Source organism: Streptomyces sp. NPDC051018 (assembly GCF_044456085.1).
Classification (GTDB): Bacteria; Actinomycetota; Actinomycetes; order Streptomycetales; family Streptomycetaceae; genus Streptomyces.
In genome coordinates this window covers 40,729-66,145 of record NZ_JBITFN010000019.1, presented here as the reverse complement: position 1 = coordinate 66,145, position 25,417 = coordinate 40,729, and the positions used below count along the sequence as shown (strand labels likewise).

17 protein-coding genes and 1 tRNA gene are annotated in these 25,417 nt (G+C 71.8%); 7 read left to right on the top strand and 11 right to left on the bottom strand.

The features are described 5' to 3' along the window. Nucleotides 1–148: 148 nt before the first annotated feature. Both ACIBCM_RS27535 and ACIBCM_RS27530 read right to left on the bottom strand, forming a co-directional pair. Nucleotides 149–832, bottom strand: a complete 684-nt coding sequence (locus ACIBCM_RS27535) for a TetR family transcriptional regulator (RefSeq protein ID WP_399247728.1) — start codon at nt 830–832, stop codon at nt 149–151. Next, the gene (locus ACIBCM_RS27530) at nt 829–1,824 is read right to left on the bottom strand and encodes an acyl-CoA desaturase (protein WP_399247726.1); all 996 of its coding nucleotides are present in this window, start codon (nt 1,822–1,824) and stop codon (nt 829–831) included. The genes ACIBCM_RS27535 and ACIBCM_RS27530 overlap by 4 nt, the downstream gene beginning before the upstream one ends. Before the next feature lie 243 nt (nt 1,825–2,067). Between ACIBCM_RS27530 and ppc the strand changes: the two genes are divergently transcribed. After that, nucleotides 2,068–4,809, top strand: coding sequence for a phosphoenolpyruvate carboxylase (gene ppc / locus ACIBCM_RS27525; protein WP_399247724.1), 2,742 nt, complete (start codon nt 2,068–2,070; stop codon nt 4,807–4,809). 256 nt (nt 4,810–5,065) lie between these two features. On the opposite strand, the gene ACIBCM_RS27520 is transcribed toward ppc, so the two are convergent. From ACIBCM_RS27520 to ACIBCM_RS27495, 6 genes are all read right to left on the bottom strand, one after another. Continuing rightward, nucleotides 5,066–5,536, bottom strand: a complete 471-nt coding sequence (locus ACIBCM_RS27520) for a hypothetical protein (protein WP_399247722.1) — start codon at nt 5,534–5,536, stop codon at nt 5,066–5,068. Between the two features lie 58 nt (nt 5,537–5,594). After that, a complete protein-coding gene (pth, locus tag ACIBCM_RS27515; RefSeq protein WP_399247720.1) occupies nt 5,595–6,191 on the bottom strand; it encodes an aminoacyl-tRNA hydrolase in 597 nt (198 codons plus the stop codon). Between the two features lie 219 nt (nt 6,192–6,410). Further along, entirely contained in the window at nt 6,411–7,010 is a 600-nt protein-coding gene (locus ACIBCM_RS27510; protein ID WP_399247718.1) for a 50S ribosomal protein L25/general stress protein Ctc, read from the bottom strand. A gap of 376 nt (nt 7,011–7,386) precedes the next feature. Next, a complete protein-coding gene (locus ACIBCM_RS27505; protein WP_399247716.1) occupies nt 7,387–8,364 on the bottom strand; it encodes a ribose-phosphate diphosphokinase in 978 nt (325 codons plus the stop codon). A gap of 121 nt (nt 8,365–8,485) precedes the next feature. Beyond that, entirely contained in the window at nt 8,486–9,940 is a 1,455-nt protein-coding gene (gene glmU / locus ACIBCM_RS27500; protein ID WP_399247714.1) for a bifunctional UDP-N-acetylglucosamine diphosphorylase/glucosamine-1-phosphate N-acetyltransferase GlmU, read from the bottom strand. A 111-nt stretch (nt 9,941–10,051) separates the two neighbouring features. Next, nucleotides 10,052–10,122 (bottom strand) — tRNA-Gln (locus ACIBCM_RS27495). A 420-nt stretch (nt 10,123–10,542) separates the two neighbouring features. Between ACIBCM_RS27495 and ACIBCM_RS27490 the strand changes: the two genes are divergently transcribed. Beyond that, complete coding sequence (locus tag ACIBCM_RS27490; protein WP_399247712.1) at nt 10,543–11,853, top strand: sensor histidine kinase; 1,311 nt, start codon at nt 10,543–10,545, stop codon at nt 11,851–11,853. 270 nt (nt 11,854–12,123) lie between these two features. Here ACIBCM_RS27490 and ACIBCM_RS27485 read toward each other — a convergent pair whose 3' ends face one another. The 3 genes from ACIBCM_RS27485 to ACIBCM_RS27475 all read right to left on the bottom strand — a co-directional run bounded on the left by ACIBCM_RS27485 (nt 12,124) and on the right by ACIBCM_RS27475 (nt 15,162). Then, on the bottom strand, nt 12,124–13,431 hold the full coding sequence (locus ACIBCM_RS27485) for a DUF4241 domain-containing protein (protein WP_399247711.1): 1,308 nt from the start codon (nt 13,429–13,431) through the stop codon (nt 12,124–12,126). A gap of 716 nt (nt 13,432–14,147) precedes the next feature. Continuing rightward, nucleotides 14,148–14,639, bottom strand: a complete 492-nt coding sequence (locus ACIBCM_RS27480; protein ID WP_399247709.1) for an SUKH-3 domain-containing protein — start codon at nt 14,637–14,639, stop codon at nt 14,148–14,150. Nucleotides 14,640–14,646: 7 nt separating this feature from the next. Further along, entirely contained in the window at nt 14,647–15,162 is a 516-nt protein-coding gene (locus ACIBCM_RS27475; protein WP_399247707.1) for a YwqJ-related putative deaminase, read from the bottom strand. A gap of 310 nt (nt 15,163–15,472) precedes the next feature. Here ACIBCM_RS27475 and ACIBCM_RS27470 point away from each other — a divergent pair, with 310 nt between their 5' ends. From ACIBCM_RS27470 to ACIBCM_RS27450, 5 genes are all read left to right on the top strand, one after another. Then, nucleotides 15,473–16,483, top strand: coding sequence for an SMI1/KNR4 family protein (locus ACIBCM_RS27470; RefSeq protein ID WP_399247705.1), 1,011 nt, complete (start codon nt 15,473–15,475; stop codon nt 16,481–16,483). Between the two features lie 7 nt (nt 16,484–16,490). After that, nucleotides 16,491–19,361: an SUKH-4 family immunity protein gene (locus tag ACIBCM_RS27465; RefSeq protein WP_399247703.1), complete on the top strand. Its 2,871-nt coding sequence runs from the start codon at nt 16,491–16,493 to the stop codon at nt 19,359–19,361. 534 nt (nt 19,362–19,895) lie between these two features. Beyond that, nucleotides 19,896–20,783: a cellulose-binding protein gene (locus tag ACIBCM_RS27460; RefSeq protein WP_399247701.1), complete on the top strand. Its 888-nt coding sequence runs from the start codon at nt 19,896–19,898 to the stop codon at nt 20,781–20,783. 1,061 nt (nt 20,784–21,844) lie between these two features. Next, nucleotides 21,845–22,633, top strand: coding sequence for an ABC transporter ATP-binding protein (locus ACIBCM_RS27455; RefSeq protein ID WP_399247699.1), 789 nt, complete (start codon nt 21,845–21,847; stop codon nt 22,631–22,633). Continuing rightward, nucleotides 22,630–25,203: an ABC transporter permease gene (locus ACIBCM_RS27450; protein WP_399247698.1), complete on the top strand. Its 2,574-nt coding sequence runs from the start codon at nt 22,630–22,632 to the stop codon at nt 25,201–25,203. Before ACIBCM_RS27455 ends, ACIBCM_RS27450 begins: the two co-directional genes overlap by 4 nt. Nucleotides 25,204–25,417: the final 214 nt, after the last annotated feature.

Here is a 25,417-nt window from a genome sequence, read left to right as displayed (position 1 = left end):
GGGTGTCCGGGATGTCCGGCGGTACGGCCCCGGACGGCCTGGCTCGGTTCTCCCCCGGACTCCGTCCGGGGGGATCCTCACCGGGGGCATGGCCTCCATCCGCCGGGGCAGGGGCGGTACCAGCCAGGGGCGGCCCCCGGTACCGGGATCAGTTCTTGCGGTGGCCCATCAGCCGGGGCTTCGGCTCCAGGCCGTCCAGGCCGTGCCAGGCCAGGTTCACCAGATGCGCCGCCACCTCCGCCTTCTTCGGGCGGCGCGCGTCCAGCCACCACTGGCCGGTCAGCGCGACCATCCCGACCAGTGCCTGCGCGTACAGCGGGGCGAGCTTCGGGTCGAAGCCGCGGTTCTTGAACTCCATGCCGAGAATGTCCTCGACCTGGGTCGCGATATCGCTGATCAGCGAGGCGAAGGTGCCCGTCGACTGGGCGACCGGGGAGTCCCGTACCAGGATCCGGAAGCCGTCCGTATAGGTCTCGATGTAGTCGAGGAGGGCGAACGCGGCCTGTTCCAGCAACTCACGCGGGTGCCCGGCGGTCAGCGCGCCTGTCACCATGTCCAGCAGCTGGCGCATCTCACGGTCGACCACCACCGCGTACAGGCCCTCCTTGCCGCCGAAGTGCTCGTAGACCACGGGTTTGGAAACGCCCGCCTTGGAGGCGATCTCCTCCACCGAGGTGCCCTCGAAGCCCTTGTCGGCGAAGAGCGCGCGGCCGATGTCCAGCAGCTGTTCGCGGCGCTCCGCACCGGTCATCCGCACCCGGCGCGTGCGCCGTCCCGATGACCGGTTCCTGTCCGTACCACTGCTGCCGTCGGTCGCCACGTCCTCCATCATGCCGTGTCGGCGGCTTCGGTGGTCCTGCGGGAGTCGATCCGCGAGGCCGTCGGCCAGCGCACGTCATAGGCCCACCCCAGCCGCTCGAACCAGCGGATCAGCCGGGCGCTGGAGTCCACCTGACCCCGCAGAACGCCGTGCCGGGCGGAGGTCGGATCGGCGTGGTGGAGGTTGTGCCAGGACTCTCCGCAGGACAGGACCGCGAGCCACCACACGTTGCCGGAACGATCACGTGATCTGAACGGGCGCTTGCCGACCGCGTGGCAGATCGAGTTGATCGACCAGGTCACATGGTGCAGCAGCGCGACCCGTACCAGCGAGCCCCAGAAGAACGCCGTGAACGCGCCCCACCACGACATCGTCACCAGCCCGCCGACGAGCGGCGGGATCGCCAGCGACACCACGGTGTAGAAGACGAAGTGGCGGGAAATGCGGCGGATGGCCGGATCCTTGATCAGATCCGGGGCGTATTTCTGCTGCGGGGTCTGTTCCTCGTCGAACATCCAGCCGATATGCGCCCACCACAGACCCTTCAGCAGCGCGGGCACACTCTCGCCGAACCGCCACGGGGAGTGCGGATCGCCCTCGGCGTCCGAGAACTTGTGGTGCTTGCGGTGGTCCGCGACCCAGCGCACCAGGGGGCCCTCGACCGCCAGCGAGCCCGCGACCGCGAGAGCGATCCGCAGCGGACGCCTCGCCTTGAACGAGCCGTGCGTGAAGTAGCGGTGGAAGCCGACCGTGATGCCGTGGCAGCCGATGAAGTACATCGCGGCCATCAGACCGAGGTCGAGCCAGCTCACCCCCCAGCCCCAGGCCAGCGGCACCGCCGCCAGCACGGCCAGGAAGGGAACCGTGATGAAGAGCAGCAGGGTGATCTGCTCGATCGACCGCTTGCTGTCCCCGCCGAGCGTGGCGGACGGGAGGGCAGCGGCCGGATCCGGGCCGGCCGGAGCCTTCGGGACGTCGTCGAGCAGGTCGGGGCTTGTCGTCATGAATGGTCCCCTGGGGGGTGAGAGACGGGGGGTGGGAGAAGGGCGTACGGGATACGCGGAAGGGCCGGGCTACGGGTGCGTAACCTACGGCAACGTAAGTATGGCAGCGCGCAGCCTCGCGGCAAGAGGCCCTGTCGACGGCGCCGGGCGGACGGACACCTATCCTGGACCGTGTCGGACAGCGCGGTCCGCAGCCTCCAGTACCCCTCCAGACGTGCTCAAACACTGCAAGGAGCCGCACCTGTGAGCAGTGCCGACCAGACACCCACGGCCAGCGCCGAACTCCGTGCCGACATCCGCCGACTGGGCGACCTCCTCGGCGAGACGATCGTCCGACAGGAGGGCCCCGACCTGCTCGACCTCGTCGAGCAGGTGCGAGCCCTGACCCGCAGCGACGGCGAGGCGGCGGCGCGGCTGCTCGGCGACACCGATCTGGAGACCGCGGCCAAGCTGGTACGCGCGTTCTCCACGTACTTCCATCTGGCCAATGTCACCGAGCAGGTGCACCGGGGCCATGAGATGCGCGAGCGGCGCGCCGCCGAGGGCGGACTGCTGGCCCGTACCGCGGACCGGCTCAAGGACGCCGACCCCGAGCATCTGCGCGAGACCGTGAAGAACCTGAACGTACGCCCGGTCTTCACCGCCCACCCCACCGAGGCCGCCCGCCGCTCGGTGCTGAACAAGCTGCGCCGGATCGCCGGACTGCTGGAGCGGGACGCGGGCCGGGGCGCCGGCCCCGCCGACCGGCGCCGCTGCGATCTGCGGCTCGCCGAGAACATCGACCTCATCTGGCAGACCGACGAACTGCGTGTCGTCCGGCCCGAGCCCGCCGACGAGGCGCGCAACGCGATCTACTACCTCGACGAACTGCATGCCAACGCCGTCGGCGACGTCCTGGAGGACCTCGCCGCCGAACTGGGGCGCATCGGCGTCGAACTGCCTCCCGGCACCCGTCCGCTGACCTTCGGCACCTGGATCGGCGGCGACCGCGACGGCAACCCCAATGTCACCCCCAAGGTGACCTGGGACGTCCTGATCCTCCAGCACGAGCACGGGATCACCGACGCGCTCGACCTCGTCGACTCCCTGCGCGGACTGCTCTCCAACTCCATCCGCTACACCGGGGCGACCGAGGAACTGCTCGACTCCCTCCAGACGGACCTGGAGCGGCTGCCGGAGATCAGCCCCCGCTACAAGCGGCTCAACGCGGAGGAGCCGTACCGCCTCAAGGCCACCTGCGTCCGGCAGAAGCTCGTCAACACCCGTGACCGCCTGGCCAGGGCCTCCGCGCACGAACCCGGCCGCGACTACCTCGGCACCGCCGAACTGCTCGCCGATCTCACCCTGATCCAGACCTCCCTGCGGGCGCACCGCGGCGGACTCTTCGCCGACGGCCATCTGGACCGTACGATCCGCACGCTCGCCGCCTTCGGCATCCAGCTCGCCACCATGGACGTACGCGAGCACGCGGACGCCCACCACCACACCCTCGGCCAGCTCTTCGACCGGCTCGGCGAGGAGTCCTGGCGGTACGCGGACATGCCCCGCGAGTACCGGCAGAAGCTGCTCGCGAAGGAACTGCGCTCCCGCCGGCCCCTCGCGCCCACCCCGGCGCCGCTGGACGCGGCGGGCGAGAAGACCCTCGGGGTCTTCCACACGGTCCGGGAGGCGTTCGAGCGCTTCGGGCCCGAGGTCATCGAGTCGTACATCATCTCCATGTGCCAGGGCGCCGACGACGTCTTCGCGGCGGCCGTGCTGGCGCGCGAGGCCGGGCTGCTCGACCTCCACGGGGGCTGGGCGAAGATCGGCATCGTCCCGCTGCTGGAGACCACGGACGAGCTGCGCGCCGCGGACGTCATCCTCGACGACATGCTCTCCGACCCCTCCTACCGGCGGCTCGTCTCGCTGCGCGGCGATGTCCAGGAGGTCATGCTCGGCTACTCGGACTCGTCGAAGTTCGGCGGTATCACCACCTCGCAGTGGGAGATCCACCGGGCCCAGCGGCGGCTGCGCGACGTGGCCCACCGCCACGGTGTGCGGCTGCGGCTCTTCCACGGCCGCGGCGGCACGGTCGGCCGGGGCGGCGGCCCCTCCGCCGAGGCGATCCTCGCGCAGCCGTGGGGCACGCTGGAGGGCGAGATCAAGGTGACCGAGCAGGGCGAGGTCATCTCCGACAAGTATCTGATCCCCTCCCTCGCCCGGGAGAACCTGGAGCTGACGGTCGCGGCCACGCTCCAGGCGTCCGCCCTGCACACCGCGCCCCGGCAGTCGGACGAGTCGCTGGCACGCTGGGACGCGGCGATGGACACCGTCTCGGACGCGGCGCACGCGGCCTACCGCCGTCTGGTGGAGGACCCGGACCTGCCCGCGTACTTCTTCGCCTCCACGCCCGTGGACCAGCTCGCCGAACTCCATCTGGGCTCCCGCCCGTCCCGCCGCCCGGACTCCGGCGCCGGGCTCGACGGGCTGCGGGCCATCCCCTGGGTCTTCGGCTGGACCCAGTCCCGGCAGATCGTGCCGGGGTGGTACGGGGTGGGCTCGGGTCTCAAGGCACTGCGGGAGGCCGGGCTGGACACCGTGCTGGACGAGATGCACGGACGGTGGCACTTCTTCCGCAACTTCCTCGCGAATGTCGAGATGACCCTCGCGAAGACCGATCTGCGGATCGCCCGGCACTATGTGGACACCCTGGTGCCCGAGCAGCTGAAGCATGTCTTCGCCGCGATCGAGGCGGAGCACGAGCTGACCGTCGCGGAGGTCCTGAAGATCACGGGCGGACAGCGGCTGCTCGACTCCAACCCGGTCCTCCAGCAGACGTTCGCGATCCGGGACGCCTATCTGGACCCGATCTCCTATCTCCAGGTCTCCCTCCTGGCCCGCCAGCGGCGCGCCGCGGAACGGGACGAGGAGGCGGACCCGCTGCTGTCGCGCGCGCTGCTGCTGACGGTGAACGGGGTCGCGGCGGGGCTCCGCAACACGGGCTGACCCGTCACCGGGTCCGTATCGGGGACTGACGGAGTGCTGCCCGGCGTGCGAGAAGCGCGCCGGGCAGCGCCGTCCCGGCCGCCTCCGCCTCCGCCGGGTCGCCACGGGGTCCGGCGGCGGGGGCCACGGATCCGGCCGGGGGTGGGCGGGTCCGGGTTCAACGGACGCGACCCGGGCCGGGGCAGGTGTGCCGGGCCGGGTGTTACGTGGCGGGCCCGGGTTCAACGGACGGGACCGGTCCGGGCGGGCCGGGGCCTCAGAGGGTGAGGAAGGCCCCCACGAGCAGCGCCCCGCCCGTCGCCGCGGTCGCCCAGGCGAACCGGGGCAGTCCGACACCGCCGCCGATGATCAGGGCCGCCAGGACCAGGGCCCCGCCCAGGGGGAGCCAGGCGTGGAAGGCACCGCCCGCGCCGGTGCGGACCACTTGCGAGGTGCCGGGCTTCACGACGACGTCCAGCGTCGCGCCCTTCCTCACCGCGACGGAGTTCTCGATCGTCATATCCGTACGGGGCGGGGACGAGCCCTCGGGGTCGTACCGGCCCGTGCAGGTCTCCGAACCGCAGGCCGAGACCGTGATCGTGCCGTGTTCACGGCCCTTCGCCAGCAGGATGTGCTGCGCCGTACCCCACGAGGCCCAGAATCCGGCGGCCAGCAGCAGTACGGCCACCGCGCTCATCACGGCCCGGCGGCCGTGGAGCAGCGCACGCCGGGAGGTGCTCCGCTTCATGGGGCGCGATCCTTGAGTATGTGACCGCGCTCAGTCAACCCAGGTCAATGGGGACGTTTCAGGAGTTGTACGTACTCTGCGCGCGTTCCAGGCCCTCGCTCACCAGACACTCCACGGCGTCCGCGGCACGGTCCGTGAAGTAGTCCAGTTCCTTGCGCTCGGTGGCGGAGAAGTCCTTGAGCACGAAGTCCGCGACCTGCATCCGGCCGGGCGGGCGGCCGATGCCGAACCGTACCCGGTGGTAGTCGGGGCCCATCGCCTTCGTCATCGACTTCAGACCGTTGTGACCGTTGTCACCGCCGCCGAGCTTCAGCCGGAGCGTGCCGTAGCCGATGTCCAGCTCGTCGTGGACCGCGACGATGTTGGCCGTCGGGATCTTGTAGAAGTCACGGAGCCCGGTGACCGGCCCGCCGGAGAGGTTCATGTACGACATGGGCTTGGCCAGCACCACCCGCCGGCTCGCCGGCCCGGGGGCGCCGATCCGCCCCTCCAGGATCTGGGCCTGCGCCTTCTGCGCCCGCTTGAAGCTGCCGCCGATGCGCCGGGCGAGCAGGTCGGCGACCATGAAGCCGACGTTGTGCCGGTTCGCGGCGTACCCCGGTCCCGGATTGCCGAGGCCCACGATCAGCCAGGGGGCGTTCGCGTCGGTCGTCATCTGCGCGTCTCCATCAAGAAAGCCGGCGGCTGCGGAAGGGGGCGTTCCGGGTTCCGGGACGTCCGTGGTGGACGCGGGCCCGGGGGATTCCCCGGGGGGGTGGGCAACGGGGTCCCGGGGACATGGGTTCCGGGCGCGGGCACGGGGCCGAGGAGTACGAGGCCCGGAAGAGCACGGGAGCGGGCCACCGCGGATCCGCGGTGGCCCGCTCCCCGGGGCTCACGCCTCCGCGGGCTCCTCGCCCTCGGCGGCCTCGCCCTCAGCGGCGGGCTCCTCGGCCTGCGCGGCCAGGACCTGGAGGACGACGGTGTCCTCGTCGACGGCCAGCGTCGTACCGGACGGCAGCGGGATGTCCTTCGCCAGCACGGAGGCACCGGCCTCCAGCCCGGCGACGGAGACCGTGACGGACTCCGGGATGTGGGTGGCCTCGGCCTCGACCGACAGCGTGTTGAGCACGTGCTCCAGCAGGAAGTTGCCCGGCGCCAGCTCGCCCTCGGCCTGGACGGGGACCTCGACGGTGACCTTCTCGCCGCGCTTGACCAGCAGCAGGTCGACGTGCTCCAGGAAGCCCTTCAGCGGGTCGCGCTGGACGGCCTTGGGGATCGCCAGCTCGGGGGAGCGGCCCTCGATGTCCAGGGAGATCAGCACGTTCGGCGTGCGCAGGGCGAGCAGCAGCTCATGGCCCGGCAGCGTGACGTGGACCGGGTCGGTGCCGTGGCCGTACAGAACGCCGGGAACCTGGTCGGCACGGCGGACGCGACGGGCGGCGCCCTTGCCGAACTCGGTACGGATGCCGGCGGTGAGCTTCACCTCGGACATGTGCACTCCTCGTATGACAGACGTGTGACGGATGAATCGAGTGGTCACCCGGCCATGAACGGCCTGCTACGCCTGCTACGAAGAGCGCGTCGATAACGGACCGCCGCACCTGGAGTGCGGCCTCCCTCGCCGAGCAACTTCGACAGTCTACGCAAGTCGGTGTCCGCCCACCCAATCGATCATGGGGCCGGTAGATACCCGGGGCGGGGGTGCTGGACGAACCGGGAACGAGACTCAGGCCCCGGCCCCGGACAGACGACAGGGCCGCAGCCTCCGAAACCGAAGGCCGCGACCCTGTCCCCATGGGCCCGGCGAGTGAGCCGCAGCGGCACTCCCTCCGCCGAGAGGCCCGGCGAGTGAGCCGAGCCTCAAAAAATCAAGCCTGCTCCTCGAAGAGGCTCGTCACCGAACCGTCCTCGAAGACCTCGCGTACCGCGCGGGCGATCGTCGGTGCCATCGACAGCACCGTGATCTTGTCCAGCTCCAGATCGCTGGGGTCGGGCAGGGTGTTGGTGAACACGAACTCGCTCACCTTGGAATTCTTCAGCCGGTCCGCCGCCGGGCCGGAGAGCACCCCGTGGGTGGCCGTCACGATGACGTCCTCCGCGCCGTTGGCGAACAGCGCGTCCGCCGCGGCGCAGATCGTGCCACCGGTGTCGATCATGTCGTCGACGAGCACACAGACCCGGCCCGAGACATTGCCGACGACCTCGTGGACGGTCACCTGGTTGGCGACATCCTTGTCACGGCGCTTGTGGACGATCGCCAGCGGTGCGCCGAGCCGGTCGCACCAGCGGTCGGCGACCCGGACGCGGCCGGCGTCGGGGGAGACGACGGTGAGCTTGGCGGGGTCGACCTTGGCGGCGACGTAGTCCGCGAGGATCGGCAGTGCGAAGAGGTGGTCCACCGGCCCGTCGAAGAAGCCCTGGATCTGGTCGGTGTGCAGATCCACGGTGAGGATCCGGTCCGCGCCGGCCGTCTTCATCAGATCGGCGATCAGCCGGGCCGAGATCGGCTCACGGCCGCGGTGCTTCTTGTCCTGGCGGGCGTAGCCGTAGAAAGGAACGATGACGGTGACGCTCCGGGCGGATGCTCGCTTCAGGGCGTCGATCATGATCAGCTGTTCCATGATCCACTTATTGATGGGAGCCGTGTGGCTCTGCATCAGGAAGCAGTCGGCACCGCGGGCGGATTCCTGGAAACGGACGTAGATCTCGCCGTTCGCGAAGTCGAAGGCCTTGGTCGGCACCAGACCGACACCCAGTTGATGTGCGACTTCCTCGGCCAGCTCGGGGTGGGCGCGGCCGGAGAAGAGCATCAGTTTCTTCTCGCCGGTCGTCTTGATCCCGGTCACAGCACTGTCTCCTCAGAGGGGTGTTCTCTGGCCGCGGGGCAGCACAGGGCGTGCGGACGCGAGCCAGCCGAATTTGTGTGCACGTATCACGGTACGCCGAGTTCGGCGCACCTGTTTCCGGTCAGTTGTTGTCGCCGGACATCTCCGTGGCTGCCGCCGCGGCCTGCGCGGCGGCGCTGCCGGGCCGCTTACGGGCCACCCAACCCTCGATATTCCGCTGCTGGCCGCGGGCTACGGCCAGCGAACCGGCCGGTACGTCCTTGGTGATGACGGACCCCGCGGCGGTGTAGGCACCGTCCCCGACCGTGACCGGTGCCACAAACATGTTGTCCGAGCCCGTCTTGCAGTGCGAGCCGATCGTCGTGTGGTGCTTGGCCTCGCCGTCGTAGTTCACAAAGACGCTGGCCGCACCGATGTTCGAGTACTCGCCGATCGTCGCGTCGCCGACATAGGACAGATGCGGCACCTTGGTGCCCTCGCCGATCGAGGCGTTCTTCATCTCGACATACGTCCCCGCCTTGGACTTCGGGCCCAGCCGGGTGCCCGGACGGAGATAGGCGTACGGTCCGACGGCCGCGTCCGCGCCGATCTCCGCACCGTCGGCGACGGTGTTGTCCACCCGGGCCCCGGCGCCGACGGCGGTGTCCTTCAGACGGGTGTTGGGGCCCACTTCGGCGCCTTCGCCGAGATGGGTGACCCCCAGGAGCTGACTGCCGGGGTGGATGATCGCATCTGGCTCAAAAGTGACGGTGACATCGACACGTACGGACGCGGGATCCACCACGGTGACCCCGGCCATCATCGCCTGCTCCAGCAGCCGGGCGTTGAGGAGCCGGCCCGCCTCGGCGAGCTGGACGCGGTTGTTGATGCCGAGGATCTCGCGGTGGTCCGCGGCGACGGATGCGCCGACCCGGTGACCGGCCTCGCGCAGAATGCCGAGGACGTCGGTGAGGTACTCCTCGCCCTGGCTGTTGTCCGTACGCACCTTGCCGAGCGCGTCCGCGAGGAGCCGGCCGTCGAAGGCGAAGACCCCGGAGTTGATCTCCCGGATCGCGCGCTGGGCGTCGGTGGCGTCCTTGTGCTCGACGATCGCGGTCACGGCGCCGCTGGCGGCGTCCCGCACGATACGGCCGTAGCCGGTCGAGTCGGGGACCTCGGCGGTCAGCACGGTGACGGCGTTGCCGTCGGCGGAGTGCGTGGCGGCCAGCGCGGTCAGCGTCCCGCCGGACAGCAGGGGGGTGTCACCGCAGACGACGACGACCGTGCCGTCGAGCGCGCCGCCCGGCGCCAGCTCCTCCAGACCGATACGGACGGCGTGACCGGTGCCGTTCTGCTCGGCCTGGTAGGCGGTGCGGGTACCGGCGTACCGCTCGGCGAGATGCCCCTCGACCCGCTCGCTGGCATGGCCGACGACGACGACGAGATGCTCGGGCTCCAGCTCGCGCGCGGCGCTGACGACATGGCCGACGAGTGATCGTCCGCACAGTTCGTGCAGGACCTTGGGTGTCTTCGACTTCATGCGGGTGCCCTCACCCGCTGCGAGGACGACGACGGCTGCCGGGCGAATGGCGCTCACGGGTATGCCCTTCGGCTTCGAGTGGTGGACATCCGAAGGATACCGGTGGGTTTCGCCGGTGATATGAGGACGGGTCCCGACCGTCACCGGTCAGGACCCGTCCTCACGACGCTCCCAGGGAAGGAATCGAACCCTCATTCAATGGACCAAAACCATTTGTCCTGCCATTAGACGACCTGGGAAGGCGTGCCCCGGAGAGGTGATGACGTCCCGCTTCGCGTGGCCGACATCACCAGGGCAGCCCCTACTATGCCGTACCGCCCGCCTCCGCCGCGACGGTACTCCGCCGTCGGCCGCGCGGGGCGGGTCGCCGGAGGCGCCGGGGGCTCGTCCGGGAGTCGTCCGGAGGCGCCGGGAGAGATGCCCCGGGGGGTCCGGTGCCACGGCGTACGCGGTGGGGACGACGTGGGTACGAGGTGGCGCGCGTCGGGGGTGCCGGACGGCCGTGCGCCGGACGCGGAGGCCGGCGCCGGGCGGGTGCGGGCGGGGTGTGTGGGCCGGCGCCGGGCGGGTGCGGGCCGGGCTCACCGCGGGTGCTCCAGGTGTCCGCTCCCCGAAAACTGCCGGGAAAATCCGTCGCGCGCGCCCGTAGGGTGGAGTACATGACCACAACGGGGGCACAGCAGGACGCCACGGGAACGACCACCCGTGCCTGGCTGTGGTGGGGACGGCGGCGGAGCGTCGCGCTGGATGCCGGGCTCGGCGTCGTCTCCGCCTTCGAATGCGCTCTGGAGGGTGCGAGATTCGCCGAGAGGGCCGCGTTTCCCCTGCCGCTCGGGGTGCTGTTCGGGCTGATCGCCGGATCCGTGCTCGTCCTGCGGCGGCGCTCGCCGATCGCGGTGGTGCTCGTCTCGATCGCGGTCACCCCCGCCGAGATGGGCTATCTGCTGGGCTTCGTCGGCCTGTACACGCTCGCCGCGTCCGAGGTGCCGAGGCGCATCATCGTCACGCTGTCGGGCACCTCGCTGGTGGCCATGTTCATCGTGGCCTCCCTCCAGCTCCGCCAGGACATACGGAACTCCGACTTCGAGGACCCCGGCGTCTGGTACGTCCCGCTGATGGCCAGCTTCGTGGCCATCGGGATGACCCTGCCGCCCCTCCTCTTCGGCCTCTACATAGGGGCCAGGCGCCGGCTGATGGAGAGCCTGCGGGAACGTGCCGACAGCCTCGAACAGGAGCTGTCCCTCCTCGCCGACCGGGCCGAGGAGCGGGCCGAGTGGGCGCGTACGGAGGAACGGACCCGGATCGCCCGTGAGATGCACGACGTCGTGGCCCACCGGGTGAGCCTGATGGTCGTGCACGCGGCGGCGCTCCAGGCGGTCGCCCTGAAGGACCCCCAGAAGGCGGTGAAGAACGCGGCGCTCGTGGGGGACATGGGCCGCCAGGCCCTCACCGAGCTGCGCGAGATGCTCGGCGTCCTGCGCGCGGGCGAGGGGGACACGCCCCGGATCACGCCGGTGCCCCTGGCCGCGGTCGGGGCCGCCGCGGCCGCGGCCGCGGCGGCCGCGGCGGACGACGGGCCCTGCATCGCCGATGTGGAGGACCTCGTCGGGCAGTCCCGGCAGGCCGGGATGGTCGTGGAGCTCGCCGTCCAGGGCGAGGTACGGGCGTATACGCCGGAGGTCGAGCAGACCGCCTACCGCGTCGTCCAGGAGGCCCTCACCAATGTCCACAAGCACGCCGCGGGCGCCAAGGTGATGGTCCGGCTCGCGCACCGGGAGGCCGAGGTCGCCATGCAGATCGAGAACGGCGAACCGGAGGCGGCCGGCTCGGCGCCGCGCGCGGATCTGCCGAGCGGGGGCAACGGGCTCATCGGCATGCGGGAGCGGGTGCTGGGGCTGGGGGGTGTGTTCGTGTCGGGCCCCACGGATGCGGGGGGCTTCCGCGTGTCGGCGGTCCTGCCGCACGGGTGACTCTTCTCCGGGCTCCGCGCCCGGAGCGCCCTCGGTCCTCAAGCGCCGGACGGGCTTGCTTGTGCGTGGCCTTGCCCGGCCGGTGGGGGTGCTCCGGAGCACCGTCCGTCCTCAATCGCCGGACGGGCTGTTGTGGGTGGGCCTTGCCGGGCCCGTGACCGTGCTTCGGGGCATCGTCCGTCCTCAAGTGCCGGACGGGCTTGCTTGTGCGTGGCCCTCCCCCGGTCCGGTTTGGTCTCAGGTGCCGGACGGTCCTCTCGCGCTCGCTCATCACGTCGGAGACAGGAGCATGTCCGCGACGAAGCAGGCGACAGCGCGGCTCGGGGTCCGGCCGATCCACACCGGATAGGTTCCGTCGCCCCAGCCGCTTTCGAAAGCGACCAGGTCGGCACCGGAATCGGACCCGTCGAGAAACGCGAGGCGTACGCCGGCGACCTGGCCTTCTCCGAGCCGGTGGTCGCCGCCCACCACCTCCTGGACCGCGGCGGCATCCATGAAGGACGCCATGCCGGAGTCGACGCCGAAACCATAGGCATCACCGTCACGCAGCAGGCGCGGATCCTCTCCGGGCAAGAGCGCGAGCTCCCACGATGACACCTGCTCGTCCCGGATCAGCAACCCACAGGCGGCGACGCGCGGGCTCATACCGATCCCCTCCGGCGAGCGCACCACATTGAGGAAGACCCGGTAGGTCCCCGGTGGGACGGTCACCGTGTAGGGAGCCCGGTCCGCGAGAAAGTAGTCATCGGGGTCCGACGCGATCACGCGGCCGGTCGGCAGTCGCAGCGATCCGGCGATATGCGACTCAAGCAGCAGCTGTTCACCGTGCAACGACATCGGGCGGGGCGCTCTGTCATGGGCCAGCACCCGGGGATCCGGCAGCAGGGGCCGCGGGGGCTGCCAGACCGGTCGGACGAAGGGCACCACGGCGACATCGGACGGCGGCGGATACCGCTCCACGAGACGGGCGTTGGACAGATGCCTCGGCAGCAGGGGCTCCGGCCTCCAGTCACCACCGTGGCCGGGCAGTTCGGCCAGCAGCGCCAGAACGCCGTCGTCGATGAAATCCGAGACCGTCTCCGTTCCCACGGTGCTGTTGCCCATGAGGATGAGCGTGCTCCAGTCACCGAAGGAAGGCACGTCGAGCATCAGACTGTCCCGGGCCGCGTCCCTGCTCGTCCGGGTGCGCTCCGTGATGACCATCACGCCACCGTCCGGCCTGTCGGTACGGGTCTGGACGGTACGGCACGGCACGGCCGGGTCGAACTCGTCCTGTTCCGCGTGGGAATACTCCCAGACGATCTCCTCGACGAGAACGAGCTGCCCACCGGCCAGCCGGCGCATGTCACGTTTCACCATGCGCCGACGATCCTCGTCGAAGCCCCACACCACACACATGTGATGCCGCCATGCGACCTCGATCAGCACCAGAGGCAGGCTCCCGGAGAAGATCACGACCGCGTACTGCTCCCCGGAGATGTCCCGGGCACGGGCGACCTCGGATGTCAGGGGACCTGTGACCGCACGGGCACACGGGTCCCAACCCTCGCAGTAGATCGCGTCAAGAGGCTTATCCACGGTCGCAACGGACCCTCTCATCGGCAACGGCAGACAAACGGCAGATCAAACGGCAGATCAACGGTGCTCTCCGTGGCGGTCGACGACGTCTGTCGATTCCCCCTGAGACAGGGAAGTTACCTCCCCCGGGCCGTCGGCGGACCGCTTCCGCGAGGCGCCGGTCCGCCCCAAGGAGCCTGCGGGCGTCTGAGGACGGCCGGTGCTCGGGTGGGCGTTCCCGGCCAGGGGCAGGGCCCACCCCATCAAGCCCGTCCGGCGTTTGAGGACGGCGGGTGCTCCGGAGGATGCGAACGGCTCGGGGAGGGGCGGGCATATGTAGCCCGTCCGGCGTTTGAGGACCGGGGGTGCTCTGGAGCACTCCCGCGGACCGGGGCAGGGCCAGGCGCATGTAGCCCGTCCGGCGTTTGAGGACGGACGGTGCTCGGGAGGGCGCGAACGGGCCGGGGAGGGTCGAGTACATGGAGCCTGTCCGGCGTTTGAGGACCCGGGGGTGCTCCGGTGCACTCCCGCGGGCCGGGGAGGGCCCGGCGCATGAAGCCCGTCCGGCGATTGAGGACAGACGGTGCTCCGGCGCACCCCCGCGGACTGGGGCGGGGTCGAGTACATGGAGCCCGTCCGGCGTTTGAGGACCGAGGGTGCTCCGGAGCGCGCCCACGGACAAGGGCAGGGTCCGCCCCCGCACCCCGGCGGCGCCCCCCGCGGCGCCCCCGCATTCGTCAGGAGAGGGTCAGGCGCTTGGGCTGCAAGCCCTCCAGGAGCGTGGAGAGGGCGCGGTCGATGTCCGCGCCGACGAACCAGTCCCCCGTGTGGTCCACACTGAACACCCGCCCCGCGATGTCGATCGCGAGGACCGCCTGATCCTCCCCCTCCATCCCCAGCGGAGCGACCTCCGTCTCCAGCGCCCGCCCCAGATCCGCGAGCGTGCGCGCCAGGTGCAGCCCCGCGAGCGGATCCACCCGTACCAGCGGCGGCACCGTCTGCCGCCCCGGCCCGAGCGCCGCGATCCGCAGTCCGCCGAACTCCGCCCATGCCTCCACCGCCGCCGGGAACACCGTGTGGCGGTGCCCCCCGGGGGACTCGTACGCGCGCAGGGAGTCGGCCCAGTGCTCGGCCAGCTTGATGTCCCAGCGGCCGGGCTGCCAGCCCGCCTCTCGCAGCGCGGCGTCGACGCCCACCGGGAACCTGGTGGTACTGAGATTTTCGGGCATAGGGGTTTCAGCCGTTCTCGGGGGCGGTGGGGTCCACGGCTCGTACCCCGAAGTGGTCGAGCATCGCCGTACAGGAACGGCAGGGCGGCGCGTAACTGCCGTGCAGCGGATCGCCGTCCTCCCGGATCCTGCGCGCCGTCAGCTTCGCCTGCTTCAGCGCGCGTTTGGCCTCGCCGAACGTCAGCGGCTTGCGCTGCGCCCGCTTGGAGCGCCTGCCGTCCACCGCCGTCAGATGGCGCGACAGCAAAATCGCCTCCGGACAGCGCCCGGTGAAGCGCTCGCGCTGACCGCTGGTGAGGGTGTCGAGGAAGTCCTGGACGAGCGGGTGGTGCACGGGCGGCTGGTCGCCCTTCCCGGCGGTGGACGTGAGCGTTTCGCCGCGTACGGAGAGTGCCGCCGCGACGGTGGGCAGGATGCCGTCGCGCCGGTGGTTGAGCGCGGGCACGGGCGTCTCCTCGTCGCTGCTCCAGCTGAGACGAGGATCACCCGTGTTGCTCTTTGTACTTGGTTGCGCTGTGTGCATGGTGCGGTCGTCCCCTCCGGTGCACTCCCCCCGAGTTGCGAACAGCCTGCCAAACGCGGTGCTGCGTGGGGAAGCTGGGTCGCTGAAACGTGTGTCGCCGTCGGCGTTCGGTCACGCGGTTGTGACACTTCGTAACAACGGGGAACGCCCGGCGCCGACGGTTTGCAGACCCCCGAACCGGCGGTCGCCATGGGCCGGAACGGGGTGGGAGGCGGCCGTACGGGGACCGCTGCCGCCGCCCGGGCGCCCCCTGTCGCCCCACCGCATAGGCTGTCCCGAACAGTCAGTAGCCAGCAGGGGGCAGATCGCCATGACGACAGATCGGCAAGGGCTGGGGGCACCACCCCCCGGCCCCCGGGGACATGTCGCGCCACCGAACGCGGCCTACGCCGGTCAGGTCGTGAACTTCCCGGATCCGGTGCGGGCCGCCCGCCACCCCATGGGCGTGCGCGTGGACCCCGACGGCTACCCGGACTTCTCCGCGTACGCCCGTGCCGCCGCCGAGATCGACGAACCCCCGACGGGCTTCGGCATCGACGAACTGCGTCTGACGGACTACGTGTCCGCCAACGCCGCGCTGCACGCCGACGGCCACCAGCTCTGGGACACGGTCTCCCCGGTCGCCACCCCGCACGGCTGGACCTGGCACCACGTCCGCGGCACCCGCCGCCTCGAACTGATCCCGGTCGAGGTCAAGGCCCTGCTCCGGCACCACGGCGGGCTGACGACCACCGTCGTCGACCAGTCCAAGCGCGGCACCCGCCCGCTCCAGGAGACCCGGCCCGCGCACTTCGGGCTGCCCAAGAGCGCGGTCTCCGTCAGCGAGCAGCAACTGCTCGGCGTGGAGGAGGACCTCGGCTACCGGCTGCCCGGCGCGTACCGCACCTTCCTCAAGGCCGCCGGCGGCTGCGCCCCGGTCGGCGCCGCGCTCGACGCGGAGCTGGGGCTGCTGGTGGACCAGCCGTTCCTCACGGTGCGGGACGAGGCCGCGATCAACGACCTGGTGTACGTCAACAAATGCCTGCGGGACCATCTGACCAAGGACTATCTCGGTATCGCGTTCGTCCAGGGCGGCATCCTGGCCGTGAAGGTGCGGGGTTCGGCGACCGGCTCGGTCTGGTTCTGCCCGTACGACGACGCACGCGACCAGGACGGCTGGCACGTACAGGAGCGGGTGGACCGGCTCCTGCTGCCCTGCGGCGACGACTTCGACGGCTTCCTCCAGCGGCTCGCGGGCAATCCGCCGGAGCTGGAGACCGTCGCGAACCTGATGGTGGACGGCGGCTTCGCGCGTGCCGTCCCGGTTTCGGACGAGGGGTGACGCTCCGATGGTGACCTTCGCGCAGGCGCAGGAGCGCGCGGAAGAGTGGGTCAACGGCGATGTGCCCGCCTATCAGCACCGTGAGGTGCGGGTGCGGGAGTTCGATCTCGGCTTCGTCGTCTGGGCGGAGGACCGCGAGGGCGGCGCCCGTTCCGACGGCGGTGCCCAGCGGCTGGTGATCGCCCGCGACAGCGGTGACGCGACGCTCTGGCCGGGACTGCCGGTGGGCGAGGTCATCCGCCGGTACGAAGAGGAGTACGGCGCCGCAGTCGCCCCTTCCCCGGCCGCCGCCGAGCCGCCGAAGCGGATCGATCTCAACCAGACGTCCTTCCTGATCACTCCGCCGGAGTGGCTCCAGGAGGCCGCGGACCGGTTGGGTGCGCCGGACAGGAGGCCGTCCTCCGGTACGGATACGGGCGCCGGCACCGCTGTTCCCTCCGCGCCTTCCGTCCCGGCCGACGCTCCCGGTGCTGCCGGTACCTCCGGTGTTTCCGGTACCTCCGGCGCGGGCGCGGGTGCGGGTGCCTCCTCGGATCCCTTCGCGGCGGGCGGTTCGGCGTCCGGGGGGTCCGGGGGGTCCTCCTCCGCCGGTTCGCCGGCGGGCGGTACGGGGTGGCCCGACGCCGGTTCCTCGCGTACGCCCGCGTCTCCCGGCACCTCCGGGGGCGGGACCGCCTGGCCGGACGCGCGTGACGGGGGCCGCGGGCCCGTGCCCTCGGACACACCGCCTTCCGACCGCTTCCCCTCCGGCCCGCTCGCCTCGGGCCAGGGCCCTGCCGACCGGGTACCCCCGGCCCCCTCAGTCCCCTCGGATGCGCCCCCCGGCGGCCGTACGCCCTGGAACGACACCAGTGCGGCGGGCCCGGACGACGCCTCCGTACCGCTGCCGGACACCGTGTTCGCACCGCCGATCTCCGGCTCGGACCGGGAGGACGCCCCGCCGATCGTGGGCGCGGACGCCCCCACCGCGCTGATGTCGGGCGGCAGCGCGCTGCCGCCGACCGCGGTCTCCCCGACGCTCGACCCCACGCCCGGCCACTCCGCCGCGGCCCCCGGCGCCCCGGGAGCCCCCGGTTCCACTCCGCCCGCGCCGGGTGACCCGTCCGCCAGGCCGGGTGCCGGGCCCGCCGCGCCCGCCGGTGCCGCCGACATCGCGGACGCGGCGACGAGCAAGGCGCAGGCCCCGCCGAGGGGCGCGCGCGGTCCGCGCGGCGGTGGCTCGACGACCCCGCCGCCGCCCGGTGCTCCCGGTACGCCGGGCGTACGCCCGGGGGCGACGCCCCCGCCGTCGGGCCCGGGTACTCCGGGAGCGCCGGCGGCGGGATATCTGCCGACCCAGCTCGTCTCCCAGCTCGGTTCCGAGGGCCCGCAGCCGCCCGGTCCGCCGGCCCCTCCCGGTCCGCCCGGCCCTCCTGGCGCGCCCGGAGTCTCGTCCGGTGCCACCCCGCCGCCTCCGGGACCCCCCGGACCGCCCGCGCCCCCCGGTCCTCCTGGTCCGCCCGGGCACCCCGGCTCCACGCCTCCGCCCGGCGGTGGTGTCCACCACGCGGCGACGATGCTGGCGGGCCCCAATCCACTTGGCCCGGGCGCTCCGGGTGGCCCGGGCGCGCCCCAGCCTCCCGGACCGCCCGGTTTCACTCCGCCGCCCCCTCCGGGCGGTGGTGTCCACCACGCGGCGACGATGCTGGCCGGTCCCAACCCGCTTGGCCCGGGCGCACCCGGCGCCCCGCAGCCGCCCGGCCCACCTGGTCCGCCCGGTGTGCCGTCCGGTGCCACCCCGCCGCCTCCGGGACCCCCCGGTCCCCCCGCCGGTCCTCCCGGACCTCCCGGCCCGCCGGGTATGCCGCACGCCTCGCAGGGCGCCCCGCCTCCCGCGTACGGCTATCCCTCGCAGCCCACCGGAACCCCGACCGTCGGACCCGGCTACCAGGCCGTCCTGCGCTACCGCGCGCCCGACGGCTCGGAGGCGCAGCTGATCCGCCGTTCCGCGCCCGGCACCCCGCACCCGGAGTGGCAGATCCTGCACGAGCTGCGCGCCATGAACGTGCCGCCGCAGCAGGTGCTGGAGCTGCACACCGAGCTGGAGTCGTGCGAACTGCCCGGCGGCTACTGCGCCCGGATGATCCGGGAGACCTGGCCACAGGCGCGGATCACCAATATCGCCCCGTACGGCAGGGACCATGCCAGCCGTCAGACGGGCATGCGCCAACTGATCACCCACCAGGGCGAGTTGCACCAGGTGGCGGACGGTCCGGCGCGCCCCGCGCCGGTACGGGCGCCGCTGCCCCAGGTGCAGCAGGCGCCGCCCGTCCCGCCGCAGGCGGTGGCGCAGGAACTGCTGGGCGCGTTCGGGCCGCAGGGCCTGTGCCGGTTCGACCAGCGCGCGGTGGCGCGTCAGGGCGTGCCGGACGTGGTGGCCGCGACGCTGGTGTTCGCGGGGCTGCCGGGTGACTTCAACCCGTTCTTCTGGGCGCAGCCCGCCCAGCCGGTCATCCCGACGCTGGCCGAGCTGGCCGCCCAGCGACAGGTTCAGGCCGCCGTGGACGCGGGCTCGTATCTGGTGATCGGCAGTGACTTCGGCCGCGCGATCTGTGTCCAGTACGGTACGGCGAACATCGTGGCCGTCCCGGTGGAGGCCGGGCCGGGCGGTCAGTCGCACGCCCCGCAGTTCGTGAACACGGGGCTGCCGGAGTTCGTCCGCTGTATGGCACTGCTCGGCCGGATGTGGCGGCTGCGGTACGGGCTCAACCCGGAGCAGGCCGGCCGCTGGACGGTGGACTTCCAGTCCTATCTGGCCGCGCTCGACCCGGCGGCGCTGGCGTCGCCGGAGGGCTGGTGGTCGGTCCTGCTCGAACAGATGTGGGACGGCCTGCTGTAGCCGTACCGAAGGCGCCCGGACCACCGCACCGAGGTCCGGGCGCCTTGCCGTTCCCGCCCGCGTCAGGGGCGTGAACCGGCTCGGTGTCCGGGGCCTGAACCGGCAGCGTGTCCGGCGCCGGGTCCCGGCGGGCCCGCCTGTCCGCTCGGCTCCTCGTCCGTGGGCGGTGGCCCGGGAGCCGTGACCCCGAGCCGTGTCGCCGTGTGTACGGAGCCGTGTCCCCGCGCATCCGGGCCCGGGGTCGTGCCCCCTCGTACCACGAGCCGGCCACGGGCCGACCACGAGCCGACGGCGGCCCCGCGAATCCTTGTTCCCCGAGCCTGTGTTCCCGGCGTTCCCGCGAACCTCGTGACTCCACCCGCCCGTGGTCTCGGACCACCCGCGAGTTCGCGCATTGTCCCGCAAAACGACCCGCAGAGTGTCGCGTTTTGAACGCTTCGCTTCGATCCTGGATGATATGCGCACTATCGCGTCATGTGCTCTGGGTGCCGCGGTGGTCCGCTGTGTCGTGGGGGGCCGGAAGGGATCGCGAAAATGAGTACCGCAGGAGTGCCGCCTCACGGCTTCGACGTCGTACGCCGCGGCTACCGCCCCGAACAGGCCGACGCGTACGTCTCCTCTCTCTCCGAGGAACGCGACGCCTCCTGGGAGCGCGCGGCCCGGCTCACCGTCCTCGCCAAGCAGATGGAGAGCGAGGCGGCCCGGCTGCGGGAGACCGTCGCCGCGCTCGCCCCGCAGACGTACGAGTCGCTGGGCGGGCGGGCCCGGCAGCTCCTCGGGCTGGCGGAGGAGGAGGCGGCGGCGCTGCGCGAGTCCGCCCGTGACGGCGCGCAGGCGACACTGGACACCGCCGCCGACGGTGCCCGTGCCCTCGCCGACCGTACCCGTGCGAACGCCGACGCCGTACGGTCGGCGGCCGAGGAGGACGCCCGGCAGCGCCTCTCCGCGGCCCGCGCGGCCGCCGGTGAGCATCTGACGGCGGCCCGCGGTGAGGCCGCCGGACTGCGCGACGAGGCGATGACCTACTGGCAGGACATGCGCCGGCGCGCCGAGGACCTGCTCGCCCGGCTGGAGTCCGGGCAGGCCGAGCGCTGGGAGTCCGCGGAACACGAGATCGCCGTCCGCCACACCGCCCTTGAGGCCCGGCACGCCGAGCTGACCTCCCGCGCCGAGTCCTCCCGAGCCGAGGCCGAGCGCGCCGTCGCCGGAGCGCAGGAGTACGCCCGCCACACCCAGGAGGACGCGGAGGCCCGCGCCGCGGAGCTGCTCGCCGTGGCCCGTACGGCCGCGGAGCGCACCGCCCGGGAGACGGACCGGATCCTGCGGGAGCACGAGGAGTCGCGCGAGGAGATGCAGGCGCATATGGACCACATCCGCAACAGCCTGGCCTCCCTGACGGGCCGGGCGCCCGCGGACGGTTAGCCGGCGCGGCCGGACTCCCGCCGGGTCCCTGTGGACCCGGCGTCTGCGAGTACCCCCGCCCCTGGGCCCGGCTTCTCCTCGAAGCACTCCCGCCGGGACCCGGGCCGCGTGGTCGGGGTGACCCGACTGCGCCCCGTGCGGGAGCGATTCTCCGCCCGGCGACCGTACGTACCGGACACCTGGGACCCCGCCCTTCCCGTGCGGACGGCGCTCCTTCGACGACACGGCCCGGCCGTCCGTTCCCGCGTGCGGCCGGGGCGCTCCCCGGCCGCCGGTGCCCGGGTAACCCGATGCCGTGCGTACGGCCGTCCCGGACGCGGTCCACCCGGCGGGGACGCCGCCGGTCCGCTCGGGGTGAGCCTTCCGTACCCCGCCTGCCTTGCGGCGGTCCCCGTACCGGCCGTCAAGCCCCGCCCCGCCACGGCTCACGTCCCTCCCGGACCCCGGCGGCGGGCTTGCCCCCCGCCCACCGTCCCGGCTCGCTCGCGCCCACGCGCGCCCTGGCCCCCTCGTCCCTCCTCCGGGTCCCTCCGCCCGCCGGGGGAACGCCCCGCCCCCTGAACAGCGGCACCGGCCGCAGCACTTGAGCCTGACGCGGCGGCAGGGTGCAGGCTCGTGACCGAGGGTCTCCACCCGGGGATGGAGACCCCTAAGGGCCTCTCCCTACGTACGACAGGCGCATGTTCGTACTGAGGGACGACGAGACCGCGGGGTCCGATTCCCTAGCGTGTTCTCACGGCGCCCGGACCGCCCGGCGGGGAAGTCCGGCCGCTCCGGCAGGGGGGCGACCGGACGTTCCGACGGCGGAACAACGCGCTCCGGCGGCGGAACAACGCGCTCCGGCGGCGGGACGCAACGCTGCTCGGGCGCGGCCGGGGCGTACTCCGGGCCCGACGCCGGGCCGGACACGCTCCGGACGCGCTGGGGCAAGCCCCACCGGGGGGTGGGGTAAACCCCCGCACCAAGACGGTGCCCCGCCCCAGCGCGCCGCCCGGCTCCCCGCCGACAGACTCGACACGTACGCGGCGACACCACACGACCACTGATCGAGGAGACATACCGTGACCACGGCTACGACGTTTCCGCCCCACGGGGCCACTGGAGGGCGGACCGCCGTCGCCGCGCGCGGACGACAGGTCGTCAAGGCGTACGGCAGCGGGGAGACCCGGGTCGTCGCGCTCGACCATGTCGACGTGGACATCGACCGGGGCCGGTTCACCGCCATCATGGGCCCCTCCGGCTCCGGCAAGTCCACGCTGATGCACTGCCTCGCCGGGCTCGACACCGTGACCTCGGGCAAGATCTACCTCGACGACACCGAGATCACCGGCCTCAAGGACAAGAAGCTCACCCAGCTCCGCAGGGACCGGATCGGCTTTATCTTCCAGGCGTTCAATCTGCTTCCGACGCTCAACGCCCTGGAGAACATCACGCTCCCCATGGACATCGCCGGCCGCAAGCCGGACACCGCCTGGCTGAACCGCGTCGTGGAGACCGTCGGCCTCGCCGGGCGCCTCAAGCACCGGCCCACCCAGCTCTCCGGCGGCCAGCAGCAGCGGGTCGCCGTGGCCCGTGCGCTCGCCGCACGCCCCGAGATCATCTTCGGCGACGAGCCGACCGGAAACCTCGACTCCCGCGCGGGCGCCGAAGTGCTCGGCTTTCTGCGCCGTTCCGTGGACGAGCTGGGCCAGACCATCGTCATGGTCACCCACGACCCGGTCGCCGCCTCCTACGCGGACCGCGTCGTCTTCCTCGCGGACGGCCGGATCGTCGACGAGATGTTCCGGCCCACCGCCGACGCCGTACTCGACCGTATGAAGGACTTCGACGCCCGGGGGCGTACGTCGTGACCGTATTCAAGACCTCCCTGCGCAACTTCTTCGCGCACAAGGGACGTATGGCGCTCTCGGCCGTGGCGGTGCTGCTGTCCGTGGCCTTCGTCTCGGGCACCCTGGTGTTCACCGACACGATGAACACCACCTTCGACAAGCTCTTCGCCGTCACCTCGTCCGACGTCACCCTCTCGCCCAAGAGCGCGGGCAGCGAGGAGGAGACCCAGAAGACCGGCAAGCCCGAGACGCTGCCCGCGTCCCTGGTACGGAAGATCGAGTCGGTCGAGGGCGTCGAGTTCGTCGAGGGCGTCGCCGCCAGTTCCAGCGTGACCGTCGTCAACGCCGACAACAAGAACATGGGCTCGACGACCGGCGCCCCCACCATCGCGGGCAACTGGACCAAGAGCGATCTCAAGATGTTCGAGATCACCTCCGGCCACGAGCCGCGCGGTCCCACCGATGTGATGGTCGACGCCGACACGGCCGACAAGCACGGCCTGAAGCTGGGCGATGAACTGCGCACCATCTCCGCCGTCGGCGACTTCTCCGCGAAGATCTCCGGCATCACCACCTTCAAGGTCACCAACCCGGGCGCGGCCGTCGTCTACTTCGACACGCCCACCGCCCAGCGTGAACTCCTCGGCAAGGAAGGGCTGTTCGCCCAGCTCTTCGTCACCGCCGCCGACGGCGTGAGCGACGAGCAGCTGAAGCGGGACATCGCCGAGGCCACCGGCGGCGCCTACAAGCTCCAGACCGCCAAGGAGAACGTGGACGAGAGCCGCCAGGACGTCGGCGAGTTCTTGGACGTGATGAAGTACGCGATGCTCGGCTTCGCCGGAATCGCCTTCCTCGTCGGCATCTTCCTCATCGTCAACACCTTCTCGATGCTGGTCGCCCAGCGCACCCGGGAAATCGGCCTGATGCGGGCCATCGGCTCCAGCCGCAAGCAGGTCAACCGCTCCGTGCTGATCGAGGCGCTGCTGCTCGGTGTCATCGGCTCCGTCGCGGGTGTCGGAGCCGGAGTCGGGCTCGCCGTCGGGCTGATGGAACTGATGGGCAGCATGGGCATGAACCTGTCCACGGACGATCTGACCGTCAAGATGACCACACCCGTCGTCGGCCTCACGCTCGGCGTCGTCGTCACCGTCGTCGCCGCGTACATCCCGGCCCGCCGGGCGGGCAAGGTCTCCCCGATGGCCGCCCTCCGCGACGCCGGTACGCCCGGCGACCGCAAGGCCGGCCTCGTCCGGGGCCTGCTGGGTCTGCTGCTCACCGGCGGCGGCGCCGCCGCCCTGGTGATGACCACGCGCGCCGACGAGGCGGGCGACGGTTCGATGTTCCTGGGCCTCGGGGTGTTCCTCACCCTGCTCGGCTTCGTCGTCGTCGGCCCGCTGCTGTCGGGTGTGCTGGTACGGCTCATCAGCGCCCCGACGCTGAGGATGTTCGGCCCCATCGGCCGCATGGCCGAGCGCAACGCGCTGCGCAACCCGCGGCGTACGGGAGCGACCGCCGCCGCCCTGATGATCGGCCTCGCCCTCGTGGCCGCTCTGTCGGTGGTCGGCTCCTCCATGGTCGCCTCCGCCAACGAAGAGCTGGACAAGTCGGTCGGCGCGGACTTCATCGTCATACCGAGCACCTTCCAGCCGATCGTGCCGCAGGCCCACCAGGCGATGGCGAAGGTGCCCGGCATCGACCACATCACCCAGAACAAGGAGGTCCGCGCCAAGATCGTCACCGCCGGCGGCGCCGTCACCAAGGAGTCCCTCACCGCCGCCGACCCGACCTACGCGCAGGACCTGCGCCGGGAGACGGTCGCCGGTGACCTCTCCGCGGCCTACGGCAAGGACTCCATCTCCATCGGCGAGACCTACGCCGACAAGTACGGCGTGAAGGTCGGCGACCCGCTCACCGTCTCCTTCACCGCCGGCCGTACGGCCGAGCTGACGGTCCGGGCGATCACCTCCGACGACAGCAGCCTCGACCAGGGCGCGAAGTACCTCTCCACCGCCACGGCCGAGCAGTACATCCCCGCCGGCAGTATGCCCGGGAACAGCATGCTCCTCGCCTCCGCCGAGGACGGCCAGGAGGACGAGGCGTACGCGGCGCTCAAGAAGGCCCTGGAGCCCTACCCGCAGTACCAGGTGAAGAACCAGGCCGACTACAAGAAGGGCCTCCAGGACCAGATCGGCCAGCTTCTGAACATCGTGTACGGCCTGCTGGCACTCGCCATCATCGTCGCCGTCCTCGGTGTGGTGAACACCCTGGCCCTCTCGGTGGTCGAGCGCACCCGCGAGATCGGCCTGATGCGCGCCATCGGCCTCTCCCGCCGCCAGCTCCGCCGGATGATCCGCCTCGAATCGGTCGTCATCGCCCTCTTCGGCGCCCTCCTCGGACTCGGCCTGGGCATGGCCTGGGGCGCCGCGGCCCAGAAGCTCCTGGCCCTGGAGGGCCTGAGGACCCTGGACATCCCCTGGCCCACGATCCTGACCGTCTTTGTCGCCTCCGCGTTCGTCGGCCTCCTCGCGGCCCTGGTCCCGGCCTTCCGCGCGGGCCGTATGAACGTCCTGAACGCCATCGCCACGGAGTGACCCGGCGGGTGGGGTGACGGGACAACCGGCCCCCGGGGCGCGCGGAGGAACCGCGCCCCGGGGGCCGCCTGTTGCTCACCCGCCCTCCCGGGGGCCGTGCACCCACCCGCGGCCCACACGGTCCTCGGGGCCCGGCCCCGGGACGAGCAGGGGTGCGCACGCGGGGCACGCGTACAGGGTGCGACCGGGGCTGCCCGGGGTCTCGATCCTCCGG